This window comes from Arthrobacter sp. NPDC093128 (assembly GCF_040683875.1).
Taxonomy (GTDB): Bacteria; Actinomycetota; Actinomycetes; order Actinomycetales; family Micrococcaceae; genus Arthrobacter.
The window spans coordinates 37842-59598 of record NZ_JBFBEY010000001.1; the positions used below are offsets into that span (position 1 = coordinate 37842).

18 protein-coding genes and 2 tRNA genes are annotated in these 21757 nt (G+C 65.1%); 14 read left to right on the plus strand and 6 right to left on the minus strand.

Going from position 1 to position 21757, the window contains the following annotated elements; translation table 11 throughout:
* Positions 1–90 precede the first annotated feature (90 nt).
* The 8 genes from AB0N24_RS00190 to AB0N24_RS00225 all read left to right on the plus strand — a co-directional run bounded on the left by AB0N24_RS00190 (position 91) and on the right by AB0N24_RS00225 (position 7985).
* Positions 91–162 (plus strand) — tRNA-Thr (locus AB0N24_RS00190).
* Positions 163–224: 62 nt separating this feature from the next.
* Positions 225–301 (plus strand) — tRNA-Met (locus AB0N24_RS00195).
* A gap of 134 nt (positions 302–435) precedes the next feature.
* Positions 436–1230, plus strand: coding sequence for a membrane protein insertase YidC (gene yidC / locus AB0N24_RS00200; RefSeq protein ID WP_364118875.1), 795 nt, complete (start codon positions 436–438; stop codon positions 1228–1230).
* A 542-nt stretch (positions 1231–1772) separates the two neighbouring features.
* On the plus strand, positions 1773–3083 hold the full coding sequence (locus AB0N24_RS00205) for a glycosyltransferase family 2 protein (RefSeq protein ID WP_364118878.1): 1311 nt from the start codon (positions 1773–1775) through the stop codon (positions 3081–3083).
* Complete coding sequence (locus tag AB0N24_RS00210) at positions 3080–4687, plus strand: polysaccharide deacetylase family protein (RefSeq protein ID WP_364118881.1); 1608 nt, start codon at positions 3080–3082, stop codon at positions 4685–4687. The genes AB0N24_RS00205 and AB0N24_RS00210 overlap by 4 nt, the downstream gene beginning before the upstream one ends.
* 61 nt (positions 4688–4748) lie before the next feature.
* Positions 4749–5612, plus strand: a complete 864-nt coding sequence (locus tag AB0N24_RS00215; protein ID WP_364118884.1) for a LamG domain-containing protein — start codon at positions 4749–4751, stop codon at positions 5610–5612.
* Between the two features lie 52 nt (positions 5613–5664).
* Positions 5665–6324, plus strand: coding sequence for an SDR family oxidoreductase (locus AB0N24_RS00220; protein ID WP_364118887.1), 660 nt, complete (start codon positions 5665–5667; stop codon positions 6322–6324).
* Positions 6325–6413: 89 nt separating this feature from the next.
* The gene (locus AB0N24_RS00225; RefSeq protein WP_364118889.1) at positions 6414–7985 is read left to right on the plus strand and encodes a Na+/H+ antiporter; all 1572 of its coding nucleotides are present in this window, start codon (positions 6414–6416) and stop codon (positions 7983–7985) included.
* 20 nt (positions 7986–8005) lie between these two features.
* Here the strand turns inward: AB0N24_RS00225 and AB0N24_RS00230 are convergent, their stop codons facing one another.
* Positions 8006–9208: an ROK family protein gene (locus AB0N24_RS00230; protein WP_364118892.1), complete on the minus strand. Its 1203-nt coding sequence runs from the start codon at positions 9206–9208 to the stop codon at positions 8006–8008.
* A 224-nt stretch (positions 9209–9432) separates the two neighbouring features.
* Here AB0N24_RS00230 and AB0N24_RS00235 point away from each other — a divergent pair, with 224 nt between their 5' ends.
* The 5 genes from AB0N24_RS00235 (at position 9433) to AB0N24_RS00255 (ending at position 15548) form a co-directional block, all read left to right on the plus strand.
* Positions 9433–10734, plus strand: coding sequence for an extracellular solute-binding protein (locus tag AB0N24_RS00235; protein WP_364118895.1), 1302 nt, complete (start codon positions 9433–9435; stop codon positions 10732–10734).
* A 25-nt stretch (positions 10735–10759) separates the two neighbouring features.
* A complete protein-coding gene (locus tag AB0N24_RS00240; protein ID WP_364118898.1) occupies positions 10760–11713 on the plus strand; it encodes a sugar ABC transporter permease in 954 nt (317 codons plus the stop codon).
* The gene (locus AB0N24_RS00245; protein ID WP_364118901.1) at positions 11713–12627 is read left to right on the plus strand and encodes a carbohydrate ABC transporter permease; all 915 of its coding nucleotides are present in this window, start codon (positions 11713–11715) and stop codon (positions 12625–12627) included. The genes AB0N24_RS00240 and AB0N24_RS00245 overlap by 1 nt, the downstream gene beginning before the upstream one ends.
* 105 nt (positions 12628–12732) lie before the next feature.
* Complete coding sequence (locus tag AB0N24_RS00250; protein WP_364118904.1) at positions 12733–14439, plus strand: glycoside hydrolase family 13 protein; 1707 nt, start codon at positions 12733–12735, stop codon at positions 14437–14439.
* 131 nt (positions 14440–14570) lie between these two features.
* Positions 14571–15548: an aldo/keto reductase gene (locus AB0N24_RS00255; protein ID WP_364118907.1), complete on the plus strand. Its 978-nt coding sequence runs from the start codon at positions 14571–14573 to the stop codon at positions 15546–15548.
* 104 nt (positions 15549–15652) lie between these two features.
* Here AB0N24_RS00255 and AB0N24_RS00260 read toward each other — a convergent pair whose 3' ends face one another.
* Genes AB0N24_RS00260 through AB0N24_RS00280 form a run of 5 tightly spaced genes read right to left on the minus strand, consistent with a single transcriptional unit; the run spans position 15653 to position 20553 of the window.
* Entirely contained in the window at positions 15653–16573 is a 921-nt protein-coding gene (locus AB0N24_RS00260; protein WP_364118910.1) for a TauD/TfdA family dioxygenase, read from the minus strand.
* A 53-nt stretch (positions 16574–16626) separates the two neighbouring features.
* The gene (locus AB0N24_RS00265; protein WP_364118913.1) at positions 16627–17523 is read right to left on the minus strand and encodes an ABC transporter permease; all 897 of its coding nucleotides are present in this window, start codon (positions 17521–17523) and stop codon (positions 16627–16629) included.
* Positions 17523–18401: an ABC transporter ATP-binding protein gene (locus tag AB0N24_RS00270; RefSeq protein ID WP_364118916.1), complete on the minus strand. Its 879-nt coding sequence runs from the start codon at positions 18399–18401 to the stop codon at positions 17523–17525. Before AB0N24_RS00270 ends, AB0N24_RS00265 begins: the two co-directional genes overlap by 1 nt.
* Positions 18398–19480 (minus strand): ABC transporter substrate-binding protein, encoded by a 1083-nt coding sequence (locus AB0N24_RS00275; RefSeq protein ID WP_364119697.1) that lies wholly within the window; start codon positions 19478–19480, stop codon positions 18398–18400. The genes AB0N24_RS00270 and AB0N24_RS00275 overlap by 4 nt, the downstream gene beginning before the upstream one ends.
* Positions 19481–19521: 41 nt before the next feature.
* On the minus strand, positions 19522–20553 hold the full coding sequence (locus AB0N24_RS00280; RefSeq protein ID WP_364118919.1) for an ABC transporter substrate-binding protein: 1032 nt from the start codon (positions 20551–20553) through the stop codon (positions 19522–19524).
* 315 nt (positions 20554–20868) lie between these two features.
* Between AB0N24_RS00280 and AB0N24_RS00285 the strand changes: the two genes are divergently transcribed.
* Entirely contained in the window at positions 20869–21735 is an 867-nt protein-coding gene (locus tag AB0N24_RS00285) for a CoA ester lyase (protein WP_364118922.1), read from the plus strand.
* Positions 21736–21757: the final 22 nt, after the last annotated feature.

Sequence of the window (21757 nt, forward strand, 5' to 3'; positions counted from 1 at the left end):
CGGGCTTTTCGGCGGATTTTCCCGCCTCGCGGACCTGTTCCGCCGCCGATTTGTTGGGAGCGGAATCTTCCGGTAGAGTATTTACTCGTTGCCCCCCTAGCTCAGTGGTAGAGCGCGTTCTTGGTAAGAACGAGGTCACCGGATCGATTCCGGTGGGGGGCTCTGAATGAGGGCCTGTGTCAAGGCGGTTTTTGACCGGCTTGATGCAGGTTTTTCTCATTCGTGGCGGTGTAGCTCAGTTGGTTAGAGCGCACGACTCATAATCGTGAGGTCGGGAGATCGAGCCTCCCCACCGCTACCAGGCAGAACCCCCGGAATCCTTGAGATTCCGGGGGTTCTTTTGTTTTGCCGGCTTTGGAGTGCCCCCGGATCCCGGGACCGTGACAATCAGCCCGTTTCGCCGTAGCTTTGCAGCACCTGGGGGAGGGGATCTCGGTGGACCTTGAATCAATCATGTTTCCGTTCAAGTGGCTGGTGTCAGCCATCATGGTGGGCTTCCATGGCGGGCTGAGCGCCGTTGGCCTGCCGGCGGCCGACGGCTGGACGTGGACGCTGTCCATCATCGGGCTGGTGCTGGTGATCCGTGCCGCCCTGATTCCGGTCTTCCTGAAGCAGCTCGACGCCCAGCGCCGGATGCGGCGGCTCCAGCCGGACCTGAAAAAGCTGCAGGAAAAATACCGCGGCAAGACCGACCAGCTCTCCCGCCAGGCCATGGCGCAGGAACAGATGGCCATGTACAAAAAGCACGGCACCAACCCGTTCTCGGCCTGCCTGCCCATGCTCATCCAGGTGCCGTTCTTCCTTGCCCTGTTCCAGGTGCTCTCCGGCATCAGCACTGCAGCGCACCAGGCCGAAGGCATCGGGGCCATGAGCCAAGAGCAGGTGGTGCAGTTCGATGAGTCGGCCATTTTCGGCGCCCCGCTGTCCGCGGCACTACTCCATGGCACGCCCCCGGGCGGCAACCCCGTTGCGGTCGCAGTACTGGCCATCGTGATGATCCTCGCCATGACGGCCGCGCAGTTCATCACGCAGAAGCTGATCATGGCCAGAACCATGTCCGACGAGGCCATGGAGACTCCGTTCATGCGCCAACAGAAGGCCATCCTCTACGTCCTGCCGGTCATCTTCGGCGCAGGCGGCATCGTGTTCCCCATCGGCGTCCTGATCTACTGGACCACCACCAACCTCTGGACCCTGGCGCAACAGTTCTTCGTCAGGCCAGGGGCATAAAGCCAGCTGCCCGCTGTCTGCCGCTGGCCGGCTTGTTAAGTGAGTGTTCACTCAATGCAAGTAGTCCACTCCAACGCTTGCTCAAGATTAGGCACGAATCGAGTAGTTACCACTCGTAACCATCACGCCTGCCCGAACTAGGTTGGATCGTGTGAATTAGTCCACCGCCAGGTCGCATCGCTTCCGAGTACAGCACCTTCAACTCGGCCTTAAGCGTTCGACGGCGGTCAGGCACGCGGCGGTGTCCGGTTGGGATCCAGCGAACTCCCGCGAAGCCTTAGTCAGCCCCGGTCGAGTCAACGGCCGATACAAGGCTGCCCATGAAACACCAATGAGTCTCTGGGGAGCGATTGGTGTCAACCAATATCCAGCGAGCAAGCCAGCCGATGAAGCTGCTTTTGATGCACGATGCTGTGCCGCGGGGTTTCGCGGCCAGCCACCCAACGCCAAGAACCGGGGGGAACCGGATGAGCACGCAAAAGGAAATGGCGCGGAGGACGAAACCTGAACGCCGCCACGTTGGCCACCAAACGATCGACATAATGCCCCAGAGTCCGCGAATCGACCACCACAGGGGTGCGCACACACCGACGTCCCAGCCGTTCAGGGTGGAACGGGGCGCCCTCCTTCTTGGGCTGACAGCCATAGTGGTTGTCATTTGCATCCTGAAGGCCCTGACCTTGTCGAACTTTCAGCAGTCGCCTGTCTGGGCCGTTTACAGCCTTCTCGTGCTGGTCTTTATCTTCGGCCGGTTCGGACTGGCCTGGCGCTATCGTCCGGACGTTTCCGCCATTCCCGAGACTGATCTTCCTTCCGTTGCGATCGTGGTTCCCGCGTACAACGAAGAGAACGGCATCACGGCCACCCTCCATGCGTGCCTGGCCGTTGACTACCCTGCGGACCGGATCCGGGTGGTCGTGGTTGATGACCATTCGACGGACAACACGTTGAGCCGCATCCGCGAAGTCGAGGCCGACTTTCCGTCGCTTGCGGTGCTGGCAGCTGACGTCAATCGTGGCAAGCGCCATGTCATGACGGCCGGCATGCAGGCGGCAGGAGACGCGGACATCCTTGTCTTCATTGACTCTGACTCGCTGATTGAGCCCGGCGCCGTACGCGCCCTCGTCGCGTACTTCGCTGATCCTTCCGTTGGCGCTGTGTGCGGACACACTGACGTGTCAAACAAAGGGACCAACCTGCTCACCCGGATGCAAGCCATGCAGTACTACATAGCCTTTAGTGTCTATAAGTCCGCGGAGGCCCTTTTCGGCTCAGTTACCTGTTGCTCCGGCTGTTTCTCGGGGTATAGGCGAACAGCCGTGGAACCAATCGCGGACCAATGGATCAGCCAGACCTTCCTCGGCCAGCCCAGCACCTACGGGGATGACAGGAGCCTGACCAACTTCCTCCTTCCCGACTGGAGGATCCTTTACGCGCCGAACGCCAAGGCGCAGACTGCGGTCCCGGACCTGTTGCCCCAATTCCTGCGCCAGCAGCTCCGGTGGAAGAAGAGCTGGCTTCGGGAATCGACCCGGGCTGTCCGGATCATGTGGCGCAAGCCTCCGGTCATGGCCCTGTTCTATTACCTCGGGGTCCTTCTTCCCTTCGTCGCCCCGCAGGTCGTGTTCCGGGCGCTCATCGTCTCGCCGTACTTCCTGCTCTCGCCGCCCGTTTGGTACCTCGGCGGCGTAGCGGCCATTGCCGTTTTCTACGGTTTGTATTACCGGCTGAAGACGCACGAGAAGGATTGGTACAAGGGAATATTTTTCACGCTTTTCTACGTGACGCTCCTGGTGGGCCAGCTGCCGTATGCGCTGTTGACCATCCGCGATTCGAAGTGGGGCACCCGATGAGTACCCGCTTTCAGGCACCGTCGCGCAAGGAACATTCCGCTTCACATCGTCGCGGCGAAGCGCTCAAGGACCGCCTGGCCACGGCGTCGGTCACTGCGGTGCTTGTTGCCCTCGTCATCGGGTACCTGGCCGGTCCGGCCGCCTGGCAATGGGTGGTCGCGAAGGATCACTATGACCACCTTTCAACCAACCCCAACAGCGTGTTCGACCAGTTCACCAACGTCCCGGCAGGCCCTATCGATTCTTCGCTGGTGACCCGGCTGAACACGGCGAGCACCAGTCAACAATCCGGACCGATCATCCTCACCTACCACGACATCGGCTACGGCGGCGGCGAGTACACGGTCACACCTGAAGCCTTTGCGGGGCAGATGCAGCTGCTGGCCGACAGCGGATGGCAGACAACAACGGCTGCACAGCTCAGGGATTGGATCAATGGCAAGCCACTGCCTCCGCATTCTGTTCAGGTCACCTTCGACGACGGAGCCCGGGGCGTCTGGCAATACGCCGATCCCATTCTTGCCCGGAACAATCAGCATGCCGTCGCGTACATCGTCACGGGCTTTGTCGGGACCCGCGGTCCCTACTACATGACCTGGCCTGAACTCACGAAGCTGCAGCAGAGCGGCCGGTGGGACATCGAGGCGCATACCCACATGGGGCACGTTGAGATCCCGGTTGACGCCGAAGGGCACTCCGGACCTTTCCTGACCAACCTGAAGTACCTCACCGAGCAACACCGGGTTGAAACTGCCGACGAGTACCGCGCCCGGATCACTGCGGACCTCCAGGAGTCCAAGAGCCAGATTGCTGCGCACGGCTCTCCGGAGCCGGAGTTCTTCGCTTACCCGTTTTCGGCGCATTCAAGCCCTCCGGGTACGGACGGTGCACTCACCAAAGTTGTCGCCTCGTTGTTTACGGCCGCGATGCTGGATCAGCCACACAACGCCGTCGCCACAAGTGCCGACAACATGGCGGAGGGAAACCTCGCCCGGATGGACACGACGTCGGATACCTCGCTTGGCGCATTTGCGGACAAGATACTGGAAGTCAGTCCCTTGAACCCACCCGATAGCGCGCCGCTCGGCATGCCCGCTGCCTGGACAACATACGACGAGCAACCCGTGGTCCTACCCACAAAAGCCGACACCGGAGTCTCGCTGGACCCGGGACCGGGGGCATTCATCAGTCGGCTCTTTGCACCGCTAAAAACACGGCTCTGGACGTCCTACACCGTCGAGGCCACGCTCGGCGGCTTCGAGAAGGCCTGGGACGGGACCACGGCAGGCGTGACCGTCCTGACGAAGGATCCGCAACAAATAGAGGTCTCCGTGTCCGCCAACGATTACCGGATCACGCAGGAAAATGACGCCGGGGGCAAGGAGCTCGCCAAGGGTTCGCTTCCGGAGAGCAAGGCCCATGAGCTGAGGGTGGTTGTGTCGCCTGAGGCAGTCGTTGTCTCCATCGACGGCAGCCAGGTCAGCACGACACCCCTGCTGCCAGGCGTTGGCTACCACGGCGCGGCCGGAAGCGTCCAGATCACCGGCTACCGGAGGGACGCGGCAAGCCCGGTGCCCCGGATCGACCGGATGCGGCTCATTTAGGCCGGCTGCAGTCGGTGTTCAGGGTGAAGTTGCAAATGCTTGTGAAACCGGGAGGGGCAACTTGATAGGGCGATACAACCAACGTTCGGCCGCGGCCGCGGCTGGCGTGCTTGCGGTCATTGGCGTCTATCTGCTGATCGTCCTGTTCGCCTGCGGCAGCGGCACAACGGATGCCTACGACGCAGACGTCCTGCGCGACCAGCCAAAGGCGTATTGGACCATGGCCAATTCCGCCGGCGGGACCGAGCCGGATCTCTCCGGCGGTAACCACAATGGAAAGTATCTTGGATCGCCGTCGGCAACCACGCTCCCCAACGGCGCGACCGCGTCGAAGTTCGGCGGCCGCGCCCAGTACCTGGAGATTGCTGACGCCGCAGCACTCAGTCCGGCCACTACCGGTGCCCTCACCCTTGAAGCATGGCTGCGCCCGGACGTCCTCCAGTTCAGCCGTGAAGAATCGTCGGGCTACGTGCACTGGCTCGGCAAAGGAGAGCCGGAGAAGTACGAATACGTTGCCCGGATGTACTCTGCCGACAACGCCGAAGACCGACCCAACCGGATCTCCGGGTATTTGTTCAACCGAAACGGAGGGCTGGGAGCCGGGTCCTATTTCCAGGACGACATAAGGGCCGGCGAGTGGATCCATTACGTCCTTGTCATTAACGCGGCGGCCGCAGGCGGCGAGTATCCGCACGGATACACAAAGATCTTCAGGGACGGCGTCCTGCGCGACCAGGACGACTTGAGCATCAACGGCCGCGTCATCGTTCCCACAAGGGGAGATGCCCCCCTCCGAGTCGGGACCGGCAATCTCGAATCGTTTTTTGAAGGCGGCATCGCCAAGGTCGCAATCTATGACCGGGAACTGACCCCCGCCCAAATCGCCCGGCACTACGAGGCGATGACCGGAAAGAAGGCCGGGTAAGCCCACCGCGAGCCCGCTGCCGTTCCCAGCTTCGGTGGGACAGAATGGGTCAATGACGCGCATCGCAATCATCGGCGGCCACGGCAAAGTGGCTTTGGAACTGGCCAGAATCCTCGCGGCGGACGGTGAGGACGTCACGTCCTTCTTCCGCAACCCGAACCACACGGAGGACGTCGCGGCGACAGGCGCCACGCCGTCGGTCCTGGATGTTGAACACACGACGACGGCGGAACTCGCCGGCGCCCTTCGCGGCCATGACGCCGTGGTGTGGTCAGCCGGAGCCGGCGGCGGCAGCCCCGACCGCACCTATGCGGTGGACCGGGACGCCGCCATCCGTTCGATGGATGCGGCGGCGGAGGCCGGCGTCGGGCGCTACATCATGGTGTCCTACTTCGGTGCGGGACCCGACCACGGAGTTCCCGCCGACAACAGCTTCCACGCTTACGCCGAGGCGAAAGCCGCCGCGGACCAATACCTGCGCGGCACGGACCTGGCCTGGACCATCCTGGGGCCCGGGTCGCTGACGGACGGGCCGGGCAACGGGCTGATCGACGTCAACCCGGCCGACACCTCCGCGGGCACTGCCACATCACGCACCAACGTGGCCCTCGTGACGGCCGCCGTCCTGGGTTTGCCGGAAACCGCCGGCCGCACCATCGAATTCCGGGACGGCACCCTGCCGGTCGCCGCGGCGCTGGAGCCCGGCAACTAAACGGGGAGTAGCACCGGCCCGCACCCGATATCGTGGAGGAGGCGCCTGCGCATCCCCGCGGGCACCTCCACTTCGGGGAAAGTGAGCTCATGGACCAGCTGGCACTCATTATCGGGCTCCTGCTTGCCACGGTGGTGGCCGTGGGCCTGGGGGACCGGCTCCGGCTGCCCTATCCGGTGCTCATGCTGATCCTGGCGGCATCGCTGACGTTCATCCCCGGCTTTCCGGAAATGGACATCTCGCCCGAGCTGATCCTGCCCATCTTCCTGCCGCCGCTCCTCTTCGCCACCGCCCAGCGCAGCTCGTGGGCTGTGTTCAGGGTCCGCTGGCGCACGCTGATCATGCTCGCCGTGGCCCTGGTGATCGTGTCCACCGCCGCCGTGGCCGGGGCGGCATGGCTCATGATCCCGGGAATCGGGATCCCCGCCGCCATCGCCCTGGGCGCCATGGTGGCCCCGCCGGACCCCGTGGCAGTGGAATCCGTGGCCGGCCGGGTGCACATGCCCCGGCGGCTCATCACCGTCCTGCAAAGCGAGGGCCTCTTCAACGACGCCGCCGCCATCGTCATCTTCCAGGCCGCCGTTGCCGCCGCCGTGTCCGGCAGCAGGATAGGGCCCGACGTCGTCCTCAAGTTCCTCGTGGGGGCTGCGGTTGCCGTGCTGGTCGGCATCGCCATGGGCTGGGTCACGGCGCTGATCACGCGGCTCGTGGCGTCCATGGTGGCGCGCAGCGCGGTCACCCTCGTGGTGCCCTTCGCTGCCTACATCCTCGCCGAAGAGGTGCACGCCTCCGGCGTGATCGCCGTCGTCGTCACCGCTCTGGAGATGCAGCGCCACTCCAGGCCTCAGGACGCCGCCGAGAGGGTCACGCGCACGGCCTTCTGGGACGTGGTGGAGCTCCTGGTCACGGGGCTGGCGTTCGGGCTGGTGGGACTGGAAATCCGCCACGTCATCCACGACGAAGGCACTGAAATCTACGGGATGATCGGAACCGCGGTGGTGGTGTGCATCATTGTGTTCGCCGTGCGGTTCCTCTGGCTCGCCCTCCTGGCGGCCTCGGCACGCAAACGGGAGAACCTGCTGCAGCCCACGTCGGCCAAGGAGGTCCTGATCCTGACCTGGTGCGGCATGCGGGGCCTTGCGACGCTGGCGCTAGCCCTGGCCCTGCCCCTGACCTTGGCGGACGGCACTCCCTTCCCGGCGCGTGACCAGCTGCTGGTCATCGCCTGCGCGGTGCTGCTGGCCACCCTGGTGCTGCCCGGCCTGACGCTGCCCTGGCTGATGAAGGTGCTGAAGGCCACCGGGGACGGTTCGGAGGAACGCGACGCCGCCCGGGTGCTCGCCAAGCGGGCGCAGCAGGCTGCCGTCGCCGCCCTGAAGGACAACGACCTCATGAAGGAGCTCCCGCCGGAGAAGGTGGCGTTGGTCAAGGAGAAGATGACGCGCCTGCATGCCGAGCTCCTGGATGGAAGCCTGAAGAACGAATCGGTGGGGGAGAAGCGCAAGCGCGGCCGCGAACTGGCCATTGCCGTGCAGACCATTGCGCTCGACGCCGCGCGCCAGGAAGTGGTGGCGGCCCGGAACGAACCGGACATGGACCCGGAAGTCGCGGACCGCGTGCTCCGCCAGCTGGACCTGCGCACCATGATCATGCCGGAGTAGGTCACTCCCGGCGGAGATGCCTAGGCCGGGGCCGCGAGCTCCAGGTCCAGGGTGTTTTTCTCGACGTAGTCCAGGGCGCACCGCACGGCACCCACGGTCACGATCGAGTCGCCGAGAGGGGAAACCGCCACCGTGGGGGGAGTGGCCGTAAACTCTGTCAGCCGCTTGGCGATCGGTTCCAGCAGCACGCCTGCCGAGTTTGCCACCGCGCCGCCGATGACCACCAGTTCTGGGTTGATCATGGTGGCCACGGCCCCGATGACCCTGGCCATCCTGTCTGCCAGCCGGTCGAGGATTTTCAGGGCAACGGCATCTCCGGCGGCGGCAGCGGCGAAAACGTGCTCCGCCTCGACGCCTGCGCCGGAGTGCTCACGAAGTGAGGTCTTGGCCTTGCCGGCAAGGGCGTCTGCGGCCCACCCCCTCGCCAGGGACGCGATGCCGAAGGTGTCTCCCACGCCCTCCACCATGTCGAGGAAGGCGAGCTCACCGGCGCCGCCGCCGCGGCCGTGCAGCAGCCGCCCGCCGTCGATCACTCCCGAACCCAGGCGTTCACTGGCGAGGATGACCACGACGTCGTCCACGCCGGCGGCCGCCCCGCGCCAGCGGTCGCCCAGGGCAGCGAGGTTGGCGTCGTTTTCCAGCAGCACAGTCCAACCGCGCCGGTCCAGCAGCGCCGCCTTCAGGCCGACGTCGAACAGTCCCCAGAAGTGCTGGGTCACCAGCACGTCCCCGTTGCGGTCCACAGGGGCCGCGATGCCGGCGCAGACGGCGAGCACGGAGTCCGGGGAGGCCCCCACGCCGTGCAGGGCCATCATGGCGGTCCGGTCAATGACGGAGATCCGTTCCTCGGCCGAAATTTCGGCACCGGCGAACGGCTGGCTGGACCGGCCCAGGGCTTTGCCGCGGAGATCGGACACCACCACCGTGGCCTTGGATATGCCCACGTCCATGCCCAGGACATAGCCTGCACGCTCGTTGAGCTCGAACCGCCGGGCCGGCCTGCCTTTCTGGTAGCCGCCAAATGCCCGCTGGTTTTCCAGCTCCGTGATCCAGCCGCGGTGCATGAGGTCCTCGCACACGGAAATTGCGGTGGCCCGGGTGAGTCCGGTGGCTTCCATGACTTCCGTAACCGTCACCGCCTGCGAGGCGCGCATGAATTCCAGCACTGCTCCGGCGCTCACGCGCCGCAGCAGCTGGGGCGTTGCAGCGGTCATTTCAGACATGGTGTTGACCTCTCTGTGCTTTGCACCACATAATACTTGAGGAACTAAATTTAGATTCCATATAAACTTAGACCACGTGGACCGGACGGCCGCCGGCCACTGGCTTGAATTCCAGCCCTTCACTCAGCCTTTTGCAAAGGAGCAACTGTGAACCGCATCCTGAAGCACTGCCCGCCCGGACCCCGGCACCAGCGCCGCCACTCCCGCACGTCAGCCCCCGCCCTGTGAACGCCGCCGTGCCCGCATCGCTGCTGAGCAGGCGTTCGCTGCTCCGGGCCGCCGGCCTGGCCGGGGCAGCCGCCATGATTCCCCTGACCGGCTGCGCGTCGCCGTCCGGCCCGCAGAACGGCGTCACCACCCTGCGCTTCATGCAGAACAAGCCCGAGGTGGTGGCCTATTTCAATCAGGTCATCAAGGACTTCGAGGCGCTGAACCCGGACATCCACGTGGTCCAGGACTTCAATGAGGGCAACTTCGTTCCCGGTCTGGTCCGCAACGATCCGCCGGATGTGGTGACCCGCGGCTTCGCGCAGGCCACCGCCGATTTCGTCCGGAAAGGCATCTTCGCCGACCTCTCGGACCTGCCCGTGGCCGCCGGCATCGACCCGAAAATGCAGGAGCTCATCAGCTCCTGGGGCCAGTACAACGGCAACGAGGTCAGCGCATTGCCGTTCTCGCTGGCCGCGGCCGGGGTCATCTACAACCGCGACATCTTCGAAGCGCAGGGTGTCTCCGTCCCCACCACGTGGAGCGGGTTCGTCGCGGCCTGCGAAACGTTCAAGGCCGCGGGCATTGCCCCGATCTACGGAACGTACAAGGACACGTGGACCCTCGCCCAGGGCATGTTCGACTATGTGGCCGGCGGCTCGCTGGACGTTGCGGACTTCTTCACCAGGATCAATGCCAGGGGCGCCCGCATCAGCAAGGACGCGGCCGAGTCGTTCTCCAGCAACTTCGGCCCGGCGCTGCCCAAGATGCTGCAGCTCGCGTCCTACGCCCAGAACGGCGCCGCCAGCAAGAACTACGCGGACGGCAACGCGGCGTTCGCCAAAGGCCAGGCGGCGATGTACCTGCAGGGACCGTGGGCGCTGTCCCAGCTCGTTTCAGCCAACAAGAACATCAGGCTCGGGAGCTTCCCGCTGCCGGTGACGGACAACCCCGAGGAAACCAAGGCCCGCGTGAACGTGGACATGGCGCTCTCGATCACCCGCAACACGCCCAACATGGCCGCGGCGCGGCGGTTCGTCAGCTACCTGCTGGAGCCGTCCGTGGTGAACACGTTCAACGAAAAGAACGCAGCCTTCTCGCCCCTCAAGGATGCTCCCGCCGTCAGCAACCCGCAGATCAGCGGGCTGGGCGAGTCGGTCAAGGAAGCGCGCTACTACCAGGGCGCCGCGACCTACTTCCCGCCGTCGGTGCCCCTGAACAACTACATCCAGTCCTTCGTGTACGGCAAGAACGGCGAGCAGTTCCTTTCGGCGCTCGACGACGAATGGCGCCGCGTTGCCGAGCGCACCGCAGTCTGATCCCACCCCGACTCCAGGAGTTCACATGACTACAACTGCCCGGGTGGCCCAGACAGCCCGTCCCGCAGAAGGCAAGACCCCCTCCTCAGCCTCGACAGGCACCGGAGCATTCCGGTCCAAGAGCAAGATCGACCCCACGTACTACTGGATGGTGGTGCCCGTACTGGCACTGTTCGCCTTCTTCATCACCTTGCCGGCACTCGTGGGCGTTTTCTTCAGCCTCACGAACTACGCCGGCTACGGCGACTGGAAGTTCATCGGACTGATGAACTACGTCAACATCTTCAAGGACCCGGCAGTACTGCAGTCCTACGTCTTCACCTTCGTGTTCGCCCTGACCACCACAGTGGTGGTCAACGTCGTGGCGCTCGCCATTGCACTGGGACTGAACGCCAAAATCAAATGGCGAACAGGCATCCGCACCGTCTTCTTCATCCCCATGGTGCTGTCCGCGCTCATCGTCTCCTTCGTGTTTAACTACCTTTTTTCCAACACGCTTCCGGTGCTGGCGGAGCGGTTCGGCATGACCCCGCTCGCCACCAGCATCCTCGCCAATGAGAACCTGGCCTGGATCGCCATCGTGGTGGTCACTGTCTGGCAGGCGGCGCCCGGCGCCACCATCATCTACCTGGCAGGACTCCAGAGTGTCCCTTCCGAGGTCTATGAAGCCGCGGACCTGGACGGTGCCGGCAGTTTCCGCCAGTTCCTCAGCCTGACGCTGCCGCTGATCCTGGGCTACCTGGTGATCAACGTGATCCTCGGGTTCAAGGGCTTCCTGGGGACCTACGAAATTATCGTGGGCCTCACCGGCGGAGGTCCCGGCATGGCGACGCAGTCCGTGGCCATGCGCATCTTCTCCGGCTTCACGGGCGGCGACTACTCCTACCAGATGGCGAACGCCGTCATCTACTTCCTGATCACCCTGCTGATCTCCGTCATCCAGCTGCGCCTCATCCAGCGCCGGGGGGTTTCACTCTAATGGCCGTTTCCACACATTCCGCGCCCATCACCGGAGCCGCAGCGCCCGCCGGCGTCACGCCGGGCTTCCGCAAGAACCGCAGGTCCAACCGCGAGGGCTTCAAGGTCAACTGGTGGCTCACCGCCCTGATGCTGGTGGCCTCGCTGACCGTCGTGCTGCCGCTGTACTTCACCGTGGCCATGGCACTGAAGTCCCCGGACCAGATCGGAACCGGCACGGGCCTCGCCTGGCCCAACCCGATGAACTGGGAAAACTTCGCCGCCGCCTACGTGGCCACCAACTTCCCCCGGGCCTTCATGTCCACCGCGTTTGTGACCGTGCTGAGCGTCCTCGGCTCCCTGGCCTGCAGTTCCCTGGTGGCCTACGCCATTGCCCGGAACTGGAACCACAGGTTCTTCCGGGGTTCGTTCGTCTACCTGCTTTCGGCAATGTTCATTCCCTTCCCGGTGATCATCCTTCCGCTGATCAAGCAGACGGCGCTCCTTGGCCTGGACAACCCGGCCGGTGTCGTGTTCCTGCACGTCCTCGGCGGAATCTCGTTCAACACGCTGCTGTACATTGCCTTCGTACGCTCCATTCCCGTGGAGCTGGAAGAGTCGGCACGCATGGACGGCGCCACCACATGGCAGGTGTTCCGCAGGATCATCTTCCCGCTGCTGGCTCCCATGAACGCCACCGTGGGGATCTTCGCCTTCCTTGGCTCCTGGAATGACTTCCTGCTGCCGCAGATGATGATCGCAGACCCCGCACTGCAGACCCTCCCCGTGGTGCAGATGCTTTTCCAGGGCGAATTCAACACCAACTACAGCCTCGCCTTCGCGTCGTACCTGATGGCCATGGCGCCCACACTGGTGGTTTACATCCTCGCGCAGCGTTGGGTACTGTCCGGAGTCATGCGCGGTGCAGTGAAGTAACGAAGTGACCGGCGACGCAGCCAGTGAAACAGGCGCAAGGCATCCGGACGCGCCCCTCCATTTTTCCCTTTACCAAAAACAACTAACCCAAGAAAAGGAAATCTCTTGTCCACCACCGCCACTCTGGCAACCCTGTCCGATTCAAACCTCGCAGCCGATCCCAACTGGTGGCGCCAGGCCTCCGTTTACCAGATCTATCCGCGCAGCTTCTCGGATTCGAACGGTGACGGCCTGGGCGACATCAAAGGCATCACGGCCAAGGTGCCGTACCTGAAGGAACTGGGGATCGACGCCGTCTGGCTGAGCCCGTTCTACCCGTCCGCGCTCGCGGACGGCGGCTACGACGTCGACGATTACCGCGACGTGGACCCCAAGCTGGGCACCCTGGAGGACTTCGCCGAGATGTCCGCCGCACTCCACGACGCCGGGATCAAGCTCATCGCGGACATCGTCCCCAACCACTCCTCCGACCGGCACGAATGGTTCAAGGAGGCCCTCGCCGCACCGAAGGGCTCCGCTGCGCGCGAGCGCTACATCTTCCGGGACGGCCTGGGCAAGAACGGCGAGCTGCCGCCGTCGGACTGGGACTCCGTCTTCGGCGGTCCCGCCTGGGAGCGCATCACCGAACCGGACGGCACCCCCGGCCAGTGGTACCTGCACATCTTTGCCAAGGAACAGCCGGACCTGAACTGGGCCAACCGCGAGATCCGCGACGACTTCCTGAAGACCCTGCGCTTCTGGTCCGACCGCGGCGTGGACGGCTTCCGAGTGGACGTGGCGCACGCCCTGACCAAGGACCTCACCGAGCCGCTGCTCTCCAAAACCGAACTCACCGAGGCAAACACCGGCACTGACGGCTTCCCGGACGGCTCGCACCCGTTCTGGGACCGCGACGAAGTCCACGAGATCTACGCCGAATGGCGTGAGGTGTTCAACGAGTACAACCCGCCGCGCACCGCGGTCGCCGAAGCCTGGGTGCACGCCACTCGCCGCGCCCGCTACGCCAGCCCGCAGGGCCTGGGCCAGGCGTTCAACTTCGACCTGCTGCAGGCCGACTTTGATGCCGGGGAGTTCCAGGAAATCATCACCCGGAACCTCGCCGAAGCAACGGCAACCGGGGCGTCCTCGACCTGGGTGTTCTCCAACCACGACGTCGTCCGGCACGCCACCCGGTACGGCCTGCCGATGGGCGGCGGCGTCCACGCCAAGGGCCAGGACGGCAAGGGCTGGCTGCTGGCCGGCGCCCCCGCCGAGGAACTGGACACCGAGCTGGGCCTGCGCCGCGCCCGTGCGGCCAGCCTGCTGATGCTGGCCCTCCCGGGCTCGGCCTACCTGTACCAGGGCGAGGAACTCGGCCTGCAGGAAGTCGGCCAGATCCCCGACTCCGAGCGCCAGGACCCGGCCTTCTTCCGCAACAAGGGCGTGGAGATCGGCCGCGACGGCTGCCGCGTGCCGCTGCCGTGGGCCACCGAGGGCGCCTCATTCGGTTTCGGCGCCGGGGACGCCCACCTGCCCCAGCCTGAATGGTTCAGCCGCTACGCAGTGGACGCCCAGGACGGTGTGGAAGGCTCCACCTTGGAGCTCTACCGCAGGGCGCTGAAGCTGCGCCGCGAGCTGCAGACCGCGGAAGAGCTGGAATGGGTGGAAACCGGCAACTCCCAGGTGCTGCAGTTCAGCCGGCCCGGCGGCTGGCAGTCCGTGACCAACTTCGGTGCGGAGCCGGTGGAGCTCCCGGCAGGCGAGGTACTGCTTAGCAGCGGCCCGCTGGCAGCCGGCAAGCTGCTCGGCAACACCACGGTCTGGCTGCGCTAAGGCCGGTGCCAAGCTGCATCCGTTAGCTTCACCATGAAACCCGTCCCGGTGGCGGTGCCCGGGCAGGGCACCGCCACCGGGGCTTTTTTTTGCCGCTGGGCCTTCGCGGGATCAAGTGAAAGAGTGACGACATGACTAAAAGCGCTGCAAGCCAGGAACTGAACCGGACTCAGGAACTGATCTATGGCTGCATGGGGCTGGGCGGCAGCTGGTCCGCCGAGCCGTACGCGTCGGAGCACGTGGGCCAGGCCGCCGCCGCCATCGACGCCGCACTGGATTCCGGCGTCACGCTGTTCGACCACGCTGACATTTACCGCGGCGGCAAGTCGGAGGCCGTCTTCGGTGAGGTCCTCGCGATTACCCCGGGCCTGCGGGAACGGATCCGGCTCCAGACCAAGTGCGGGATCAGGCTCAACGAGCAGGGCCTCGAGACGCATTACGACCTGAGCCGCGACGGCATCCTCGAACGGGTCAACGGCAGCCTGAAACGGCTGAAGACCGAGTACGTGGATGTCCTTATGCTGCACCGTCCCGACCCGCTGGCGGACCCCGCGGAGGTGGCGTCCGCCGTCGGGCAGCTGATGCAGGAAGGCAAGGTGCGCCAGGTAGGTGTGTCCAACATGTCCGCTGCGCAGATCGAGGTACTGCAGGACCACCTGGAAACACCGGTGGTTGCCAACCAGCTGGAAATGAGCCTGCTGAAACGGGCCTGGCTGGAAAGCACCGTGCTGGTCAATCATGCCGAAGGGCTGGACCATAGCTTCCCGCACGGCACCGTCGAGTTCTGCGGCCGGCAGGGGATCACCCTGCAGGCCTACGGGGCGCTGGCACGGGGCCACTACACCGGCGCCCCGCCGGAGAGCCCGACGCCGGCGGAGGCCGCCACAGCGGCGCTCGTCGCTGAGATGGCGAAGGCGATGGGAACCACCAGGGAAGCCATCCTCCTCGGCTGGCTCATGCGGCACCCGGCCGGGATCGCCCCGGTGATCGGCTCGGCCAACCCCGACCGGATCCGTGCCTGCGCAGGCGCTGCCCGTGTTGCCGCGGCCATGACCCGCGCCGAGTGGTACCGGCTGTGGGTCACGGCCCGGGGGAGCAACATCCCCTAAGCCCCTGCCCGCCCAAGCGCCCCGCTTAACCCAACTAGGTCGCAGTAGATGTCGTTATGAGCGCTCAAAACGACATTAACTGCGACCTAGTTGGGCTGGAACACCTAGAGCGGGGCCACCACCGAGTACGTGGACGAGTCGCCCTTCAGGGCCTGGCTCTGCTTGCCTTCCACGCCCACTGGAACGTCGCCGGCAATGGTCACCCGGTTGAGCTTGCGCGGCTGGCCGTCGTAGTTGTCCGGGGCGTAGTGCTGGGTGATGCGGTTGTCGAACAGGACCAGCTGGTTGGGCTCCCAGTTCACCCGCACCACGTTCTCGGGGCGCGTGACGTAGGCCTGCAGCAGCCGGATGATGTCCTTCGACTCGGTGTTGGACAGCCCCACGATCCGCAGCCGCTGCGCGAAGCCCCCAATGAACAATCCGCGCTCGCCGGTCAGCGGGTGCACCCGGACCACCGGGTGGGCTGTCTCGAACTTCAGCCGCGTGAACTCCTTGCGGCGTTCCTCCGCGTTCTGGTGCTCCAGGTTCTTGGGCACCGAGTAGTCGTAGTCGTTGGTGTGGATGGCCCACAGGGTGTCCGCGAAGTTCCGCAGTTCCTCCGGAAGGTCGGCGTACGCCCCGGCCGAGGACGCGATCAGGGTTTCCCCGCCGTACGCCGGCAGGTCGATGCTGCGCAGCGTGGATGCCTGCGGCGGGTTCACCACGAAAGTGACGTCCGTGTGCCAGTTGTTGGCGGAGCCGTTTTCGCTGTCCACCGGCAGGACGTTTTCTTCGCCCTCAACCGAGGCCACAGTGGGGTGCGCCTTGGTGAGCGGCCCGAAGTGGCTGGCGAACTTCACCTGCTCCTCGTCCGTACGGATGTTGGCCTCGCGGAACACCAGGGCCTTGTGCTCGTTCAGGGCCGCGCGGATCCGGGCCACGGTGTCCGGGGAGAGGTCCCCGCTGAGGTCCAGGCCGCGGATTTCAGCCCCGATGCGGGAGCCCAGTTTGGCGAATTCGAGCTTGGTTTCGGTGATGGTGGTCATTGCTTTTTCCTTACTGGTTGATGGTGCGGAAAGGCTGTTGCTGGTGAAGCGGGTCAGTTGCCGGCGCCGACGGCGGTGCGCCAGCGGGAGAAGTGCCGTTCCAGGGCGACGAGGAGGACGTTCACCGCGAGCCCCAGGATGGAGACGGTGAGGATGCCGGCGTACATGTCCGGGATGAGGAAGCTCATCTGCGAATTGACGATCAGGTAGCCCAGCCCGGCCTTGGCCCCCACCATTTCGGCGGCGATGAGCACCAGGATGGAGGACGTGCCGGCCATCCGGATGCCGGTGAAAATCGTCGGGACAGCCGAGGGCAGGATGACCTTTTGGAAGAGCCGGAAGCTGTTCAGCCCCAGCGACCTCGCGGCCCGGATCAGCAGCGGATCCACGGTCCGGACGCCGGCGATGGTGTTCAGGAGCACCGGGAAGAACGCCGCGTAGGCAACGATGGTGATCTTCGATTCCTCGCCGATGCCCAGCAGCAGCGTGAACACGGGCAGCAGGGCCAGCGTGGCCGTATTGCGGAACAGCTCCAGCAGCGGGTTCAGGAATGAGCTCAGCCACCCGTACCAGGCGATCAGCAGCCCCAGCACCACGGCGGACACCACAGCGATGCTGAACCCGGAGACGGAACGCGTGAGGCTTGCTTGCAGGTGGTTCTGCAGCTGGCCGGTCTCCAGCAGCTTCGCGCCGGCCGCGATGACCTCGTGCAGCGGCGGCAGGAACACCCGCGTGGACGGGCTGGCCAAGTACGTTGGGCCGAGTTCCCACAACGCAAGGAACAGCAGCACAGCGAGGGATTTCCAGCCGGCCCGTCCGGCGAGCCCGGCCAGGGCAGCAAACCTGCCCGCCGCCGTCGCGCGCTGTCCGCTTTCGGGACCGGAACCGGTCTGGAGGGAAGGTTCGACGGCGGCAGCCGCCTCTGGCGGTCGGGTCAACACAGCGCTCATCAGGCAGCGCTCCTTTCCTTGGGTTGTTCGTCGGGGGCCGTGCCGTCGGGGAGGATCTTGCGGTGTCCGGAGCCCTGGGCGAGCCGGACCTCGTCGTGCAGCAGGGACCAGACCTCGTGCCGGTGTTCCACGAACGCCGGATGGGAGCGGATATCGTCGTCGCCGTCGCGGTCCGGGATGTTGATGTCCACGATTTCCTTGAGCCGGCCGGGGCGGGCGCTGAGCACGGCCACACGCTGGCCCAGGTACACGGCCTCGTCGATTCCGTGGGTAATGAAGACGATGGTTTTGCCCGTTGCCTTCCAGATCCGCAGCAGCTCGTCCTGGAGCTGCTCGCGGGTCTGCGCGTCCAGTGCGGCAAACGGTTCGTCCATCAGCAGGATGTCCGGCTCATAGGCGAGGCTTCTGGCGATGGCCACGCGCTGCTTCATACCGCCGGACAGTTCGTGCGGATAGCGGTCCTCGAACCCCGCCAGCCCCACCAGGTCGAGGAATTCGCTGGCCTTGGCGGCCCGTTCCTTCCGCGAAAGGCCGGAGTTCTCCAGCCCGATGGAGACGTTGGCCGACGCTGTCCGCCAGGGGAAGAGCGCGTACTGCTGGAAGACGACGGCGCGGTCCTGGCCCGGACCGGTCACTTCCTTGCCGTCCACCAGGACGCTTCCCGAGCTGGGCCGGGAGAGGCCGGCCAGCAGGTCCAGCAGCGTGGTCTTGCCGGAGCCGCTGGGCCCCACAAGCGTGAGGAACTCTCCGGCGGCGACGTCCAGGCTGAGGTCGTCCAGTGCCGTCAGCACGGACGGGCCGGCCTGGTTCCGGGTGCCTTTGCCCTGGCGCACCGCGAATTCCTTGGTGACGTTCCGGAGGCTGATTTTCGGCGTCATGGTTGTCCTTTCGTGTTGCTGGTGGTGGCGCCGGGGCTGGCTGTGCCGGAAGCCGCTCCGGTGCCGGTTGCCAGGCCGTTGAACTCGTTCGTGTAGAGCTTGGGCAGGTCCAGGGCGCCGTCGATGATCCCGGCCGAGGTGAGGTAGTCGCTCCACAGGGTGAAGTCCTTGTCCTGGATGCGGCCGCCCGGCGAGGCAACGCCCACGCTCTTCCAGTACTTCAGGGCTTCGCTGGATTCGTTGCGGCCGCGTTTGGCGATGATCTCTTCGAACTTCGCGATCACCGTCTCGCGTGGCGTGGTGCGCTCCCATTCGATGGCCTTGGCGATGCCGGTCACGAGCTTCCGGCTCGTTTCCGGGTTGGCGGCCAGGAAGTCCTTGCGGAGGACGTACTGGCCGGCGTCGAACGGGCCGCCGATCACGCCGACGTCGGTGAACAGGGCACGGACGCCCCCTTCCGCGAGCGCCCGGTCCTGCAGCACCCCGCCGAGGGTGCCGGCGTCCACCTGTTTCTTGCGCAGTGCCTGCTCGGTTTCGTTCGGCGGCACCACCACCAGCTGCACCTGCTTGATCTCCTCCGGTGACAGTCCGCTGTTCTTCAGGAAGGTGGAGATGACGGCTTCGTGGTGGGCTCCCAGCGTGTTGACGGCCACCTTCTTGCCGATCAGGTCCCGGGCCGTGCTGATGGGGCTGCCTTCCAGCACGTAGTAGCCGGTGAAGGTTTTGTCGTCCTCGCCGTAATAGTTGATGACGGCCTGAACGGGTGCGCCTGCCTCGATTAGCTTGATCACGGCGCCGGTGAAGGCGCCACCGATGTCCGTTTGGCTGGTGGCGACTGACTGGATACTCTGCGGGCCGCTGGTGGTGTTGCTGACCCATTCGAGCGTGATGTCATCGAGGAAGCCCAGGTCCTGGGCGAGTTCGGGCAGGGACACGTTGTTGGGTGAGCCCTGGTACCGCACCGTCTTCACCTCGTCACCGGCGGGCTTGCCGGCTGTGCTGGCGCCGGCGGCAATCCCGCCGCAGCCCGTGGCCGCGAGGACGATGAACGATGCTGTTCCGAGGGCGGAGGCCAACACGGCGCGGCGGGGCAGGACGCTCTTTCCCGGGGTCGCGGCGCTCACCCGGTCACCAGCCCGTTGAACTCGTTGGTGTAGAGCTTCTTCGGATCCAGTTCGCCTTGGACGATCCCGGTGTCCTTGAGCCACTTGCCCCAGCGGGTGAAGTCCTCATCCTTGATCTCGCCCTTGGCCGGAACGCCCACGCTCTTCCAGTACTGCAGGGCAGCAGGGTTCTCGTTGCGCCCGCGTTCCTGCAGGATCTTGGTGAAACGGGCGATCACTTCCTCGCGCGGTGTGGTCCGCTCCCACTCGATGGCCTTGGCCACCCCGGTGGTGAACGTCCGGGTGGTGTTGGGGTTCTTGGCGATGAAGTCGGTGCGCAGCACGTAGGGGCCGCCGGCGAAGGTGCCGAACAGTTCGGCGTCGCTGAACACCGAGCGCAGTCCGCCGTTGGCGATTGCCTTGTCCTGCAGGACGCCGCCCAGTGAACCGGCGTCCACCTGGCCGCGGCGGATGGCTTCCTCGGTGTCGTTGGGCGGCACCACCACCAGCTGGACCTGTTTGATTTCCTCGGCGCTCAGGCCGTTCTTCTGCAGGTAGGTGTTGATGACGGCGTCGGAGTGCGCACCCAGCGTGTTCACGGCGATCTTCTTGCCGATGAAGTCCCGGGCGGTGCGGATGGGGCTGTCTTCCTTGACGTAGAAGCCGTTGAACGTCTTCTCGTCCTCGCCGTAGTAGTTGATGACGGCTTTCACCGGGGCGCCGGCTTCAACGAGTTTCACCACCGCTCCGGCGAAGGCACCGCCGAAGTCGGTCTGGCCGGTGGCTGCTGACTGGATGTCCTGCGGGCCGCTGATGGTGTTGCCCACCCAGTTGAGCTTGACGTCGCCGAGGTAGCCGAGGTCCTGGGCCAGCTCGGGAAGAGTGACGGAGTTGGCCCAGCCCTGGTAGCGCAGCTCCTTCACCTCGGTGGCGCCGGAGGCGCCTCCGGAGGAACTATCGCCGGCTTCGGCCGCGCCGCCGCAGCCCGACACCGTCATCGCGATGACGACGGCGGCCGCGGCACTCATGATGGTCAGGTGTCGTTTCATTCGGGGTTCCTTTGTGAAGCATTGGGGAGAGGTTGTGGAGTGATGCAGCGGGGTTATTTGCCTGCCGCTTGAACGATGTAAGCGCACCTTTCCGGCCAATAAAAGCGTTGCTGTCACGCCGGGAAACCCGCGGAAATGAGCGGAAACAGGAGGAAACGGCGGGTCACAAGACGCCCCGTTTCGCCCGGTAACGGCCTGTGAAGGAGTTTGACGCGCAGGCAACCGCGGATTTTGGTCGTAATGTTCGCGGTATTGTTCGCCCGGCGGGCGGCTGTTACTTAGCGTTTGTGCGTACCGGGCGGATACGGTAGATGCATGACCTCTATCTCCGCCGCCGTCGAGACTGTACGGCCCGAACGAAACATCCCCGCCGAAATTGCCCGTTCGTGGCTTTTGGTCAACGCAATGAAGCCTGAGCTTTTTGACGTCTCGGCCGTGTCGCGCGCGGACTCGATCATCCTGGACATCGAAGATGCCGTGGACCCCTCGCAGAAGGACACTGCCCGCGAGCACGTGGTCAACTGGCTGACTGCCGGCGGCCAGGCCTGGGTCCGGATCAACGACGCCACCAGCCCGTTCTGGGCCGCAGACCTCGCCGGCCTGCGCGGCACCCCCGGACTGCTCGGCGTCATGCTGGCCAAGACCGAGTCCGCGGACCAGGTCACGGAGAGCTACCACCGCATGGACGGCAAGACCCCCGTGATTGCGCTGGTCGAATCGGCCGTCGGCATCGAGGAAGCCAACAACATCGCCAAGGCCCAGGGCGCGTTCCGCCTGGCCTTCGGTTCCGGTGACTTCCGCCGCGACACTGGCATGGCCGCCACCGCCGAGGCCATGGCCTACCCGCGGGCCAAGCTGGTTGTCGCCAGCCGAGTGGGCAACCTCCCGGGCCCGATCGACGGCCCCACCGTGGGCACCAACCACCCGATCCTGCGCGAGCAGACCGGCATCACCGTGATGATGGGCATGACCGGCAAGCTGTGCCTGGCCATCGACCAGACCAACGTCATCAACGAGGTCATCAGCCCCACGCCGTCCGACGTCGCGTGGGCCACGGACTTCATGGCCGACTTCGAAGCCAACGGCCGCGTGATCCGCGACGGCTCCGACCTGCCCCGCCTGGGCCGCGCCGAAAAGATCATGAAGCTCGCCGTAGCATTTGGCGTGCAGCCGGCGCTCTAGCGTCCCCAGCAATCCAAGGAGA

Excerpts from the sequence above, each read along its gene's own strand:
- AB0N24_RS00245 (WP_364118901.1), top strand. The coding sequence starts at position 11,713 with ATGGCCGTTTCCACACATTCCGCGCCCATCACCGGAGCCGCAGCGCCC.
- AB0N24_RS00265 (WP_364118913.1), bottom strand. The coding sequence starts at position 17,523 with ATGAGCGCTGTGTTGACCCGACCGCCAGAGGCGGCTGCCGCCGTCGAA.
- AB0N24_RS00280 (WP_364118919.1), bottom strand. The coding sequence starts at position 20,553 with ATGAAACGACACCTGACCATCATGAGTGCCGCGGCCGCCGTCGTCATC.
- AB0N24_RS00205 (WP_364118878.1), top strand. The coding sequence starts at position 1,773 with ATGCCCCAGAGTCCGCGAATCGACCACCACAGGGGTGCGCACACACCG.
- AB0N24_RS00255 (WP_364118907.1), top strand. The coding sequence starts at position 14,571 with ATGACTAAAAGCGCTGCAAGCCAGGAACTGAACCGGACTCAGGAACTG.
- AB0N24_RS00285 (WP_364118922.1), top strand. The coding sequence starts at position 20,869 with ATGACCTCTATCTCCGCCGCCGTCGAGACTGTACGGCCCGAACGAAAC.
- AB0N24_RS00260 (WP_364118910.1), bottom strand. The coding sequence starts at position 16,573 with ATGACCACCATCACCGAAACCAAGCTCGAATTCGCCAAACTGGGCTCC.
- AB0N24_RS00240 (WP_364118898.1), top strand. The coding sequence starts at position 10,760 with ATGACTACAACTGCCCGGGTGGCCCAGACAGCCCGTCCCGCAGAAGGC.
- AB0N24_RS00210 (WP_364118881.1), top strand. The coding sequence starts at position 3,080 with ATGAGTACCCGCTTTCAGGCACCGTCGCGCAAGGAACATTCCGCTTCA.
- AB0N24_RS00220 (WP_364118887.1), top strand. The coding sequence starts at position 5,665 with ATGACGCGCATCGCAATCATCGGCGGCCACGGCAAAGTGGCTTTGGAA.
- AB0N24_RS00225 (WP_364118889.1), top strand. The coding sequence starts at position 6,414 with ATGGACCAGCTGGCACTCATTATCGGGCTCCTGCTTGCCACGGTGGTG.
- AB0N24_RS00230 (WP_364118892.1), bottom strand. The coding sequence starts at position 9,208 with ATGTCTGAAATGACCGCTGCAACGCCCCAGCTGCTGCGGCGCGTGAGC.
- AB0N24_RS00270 (WP_364118916.1), bottom strand. The coding sequence starts at position 18,401 with ATGACGCCGAAAATCAGCCTCCGGAACGTCACCAAGGAATTCGCGGTG.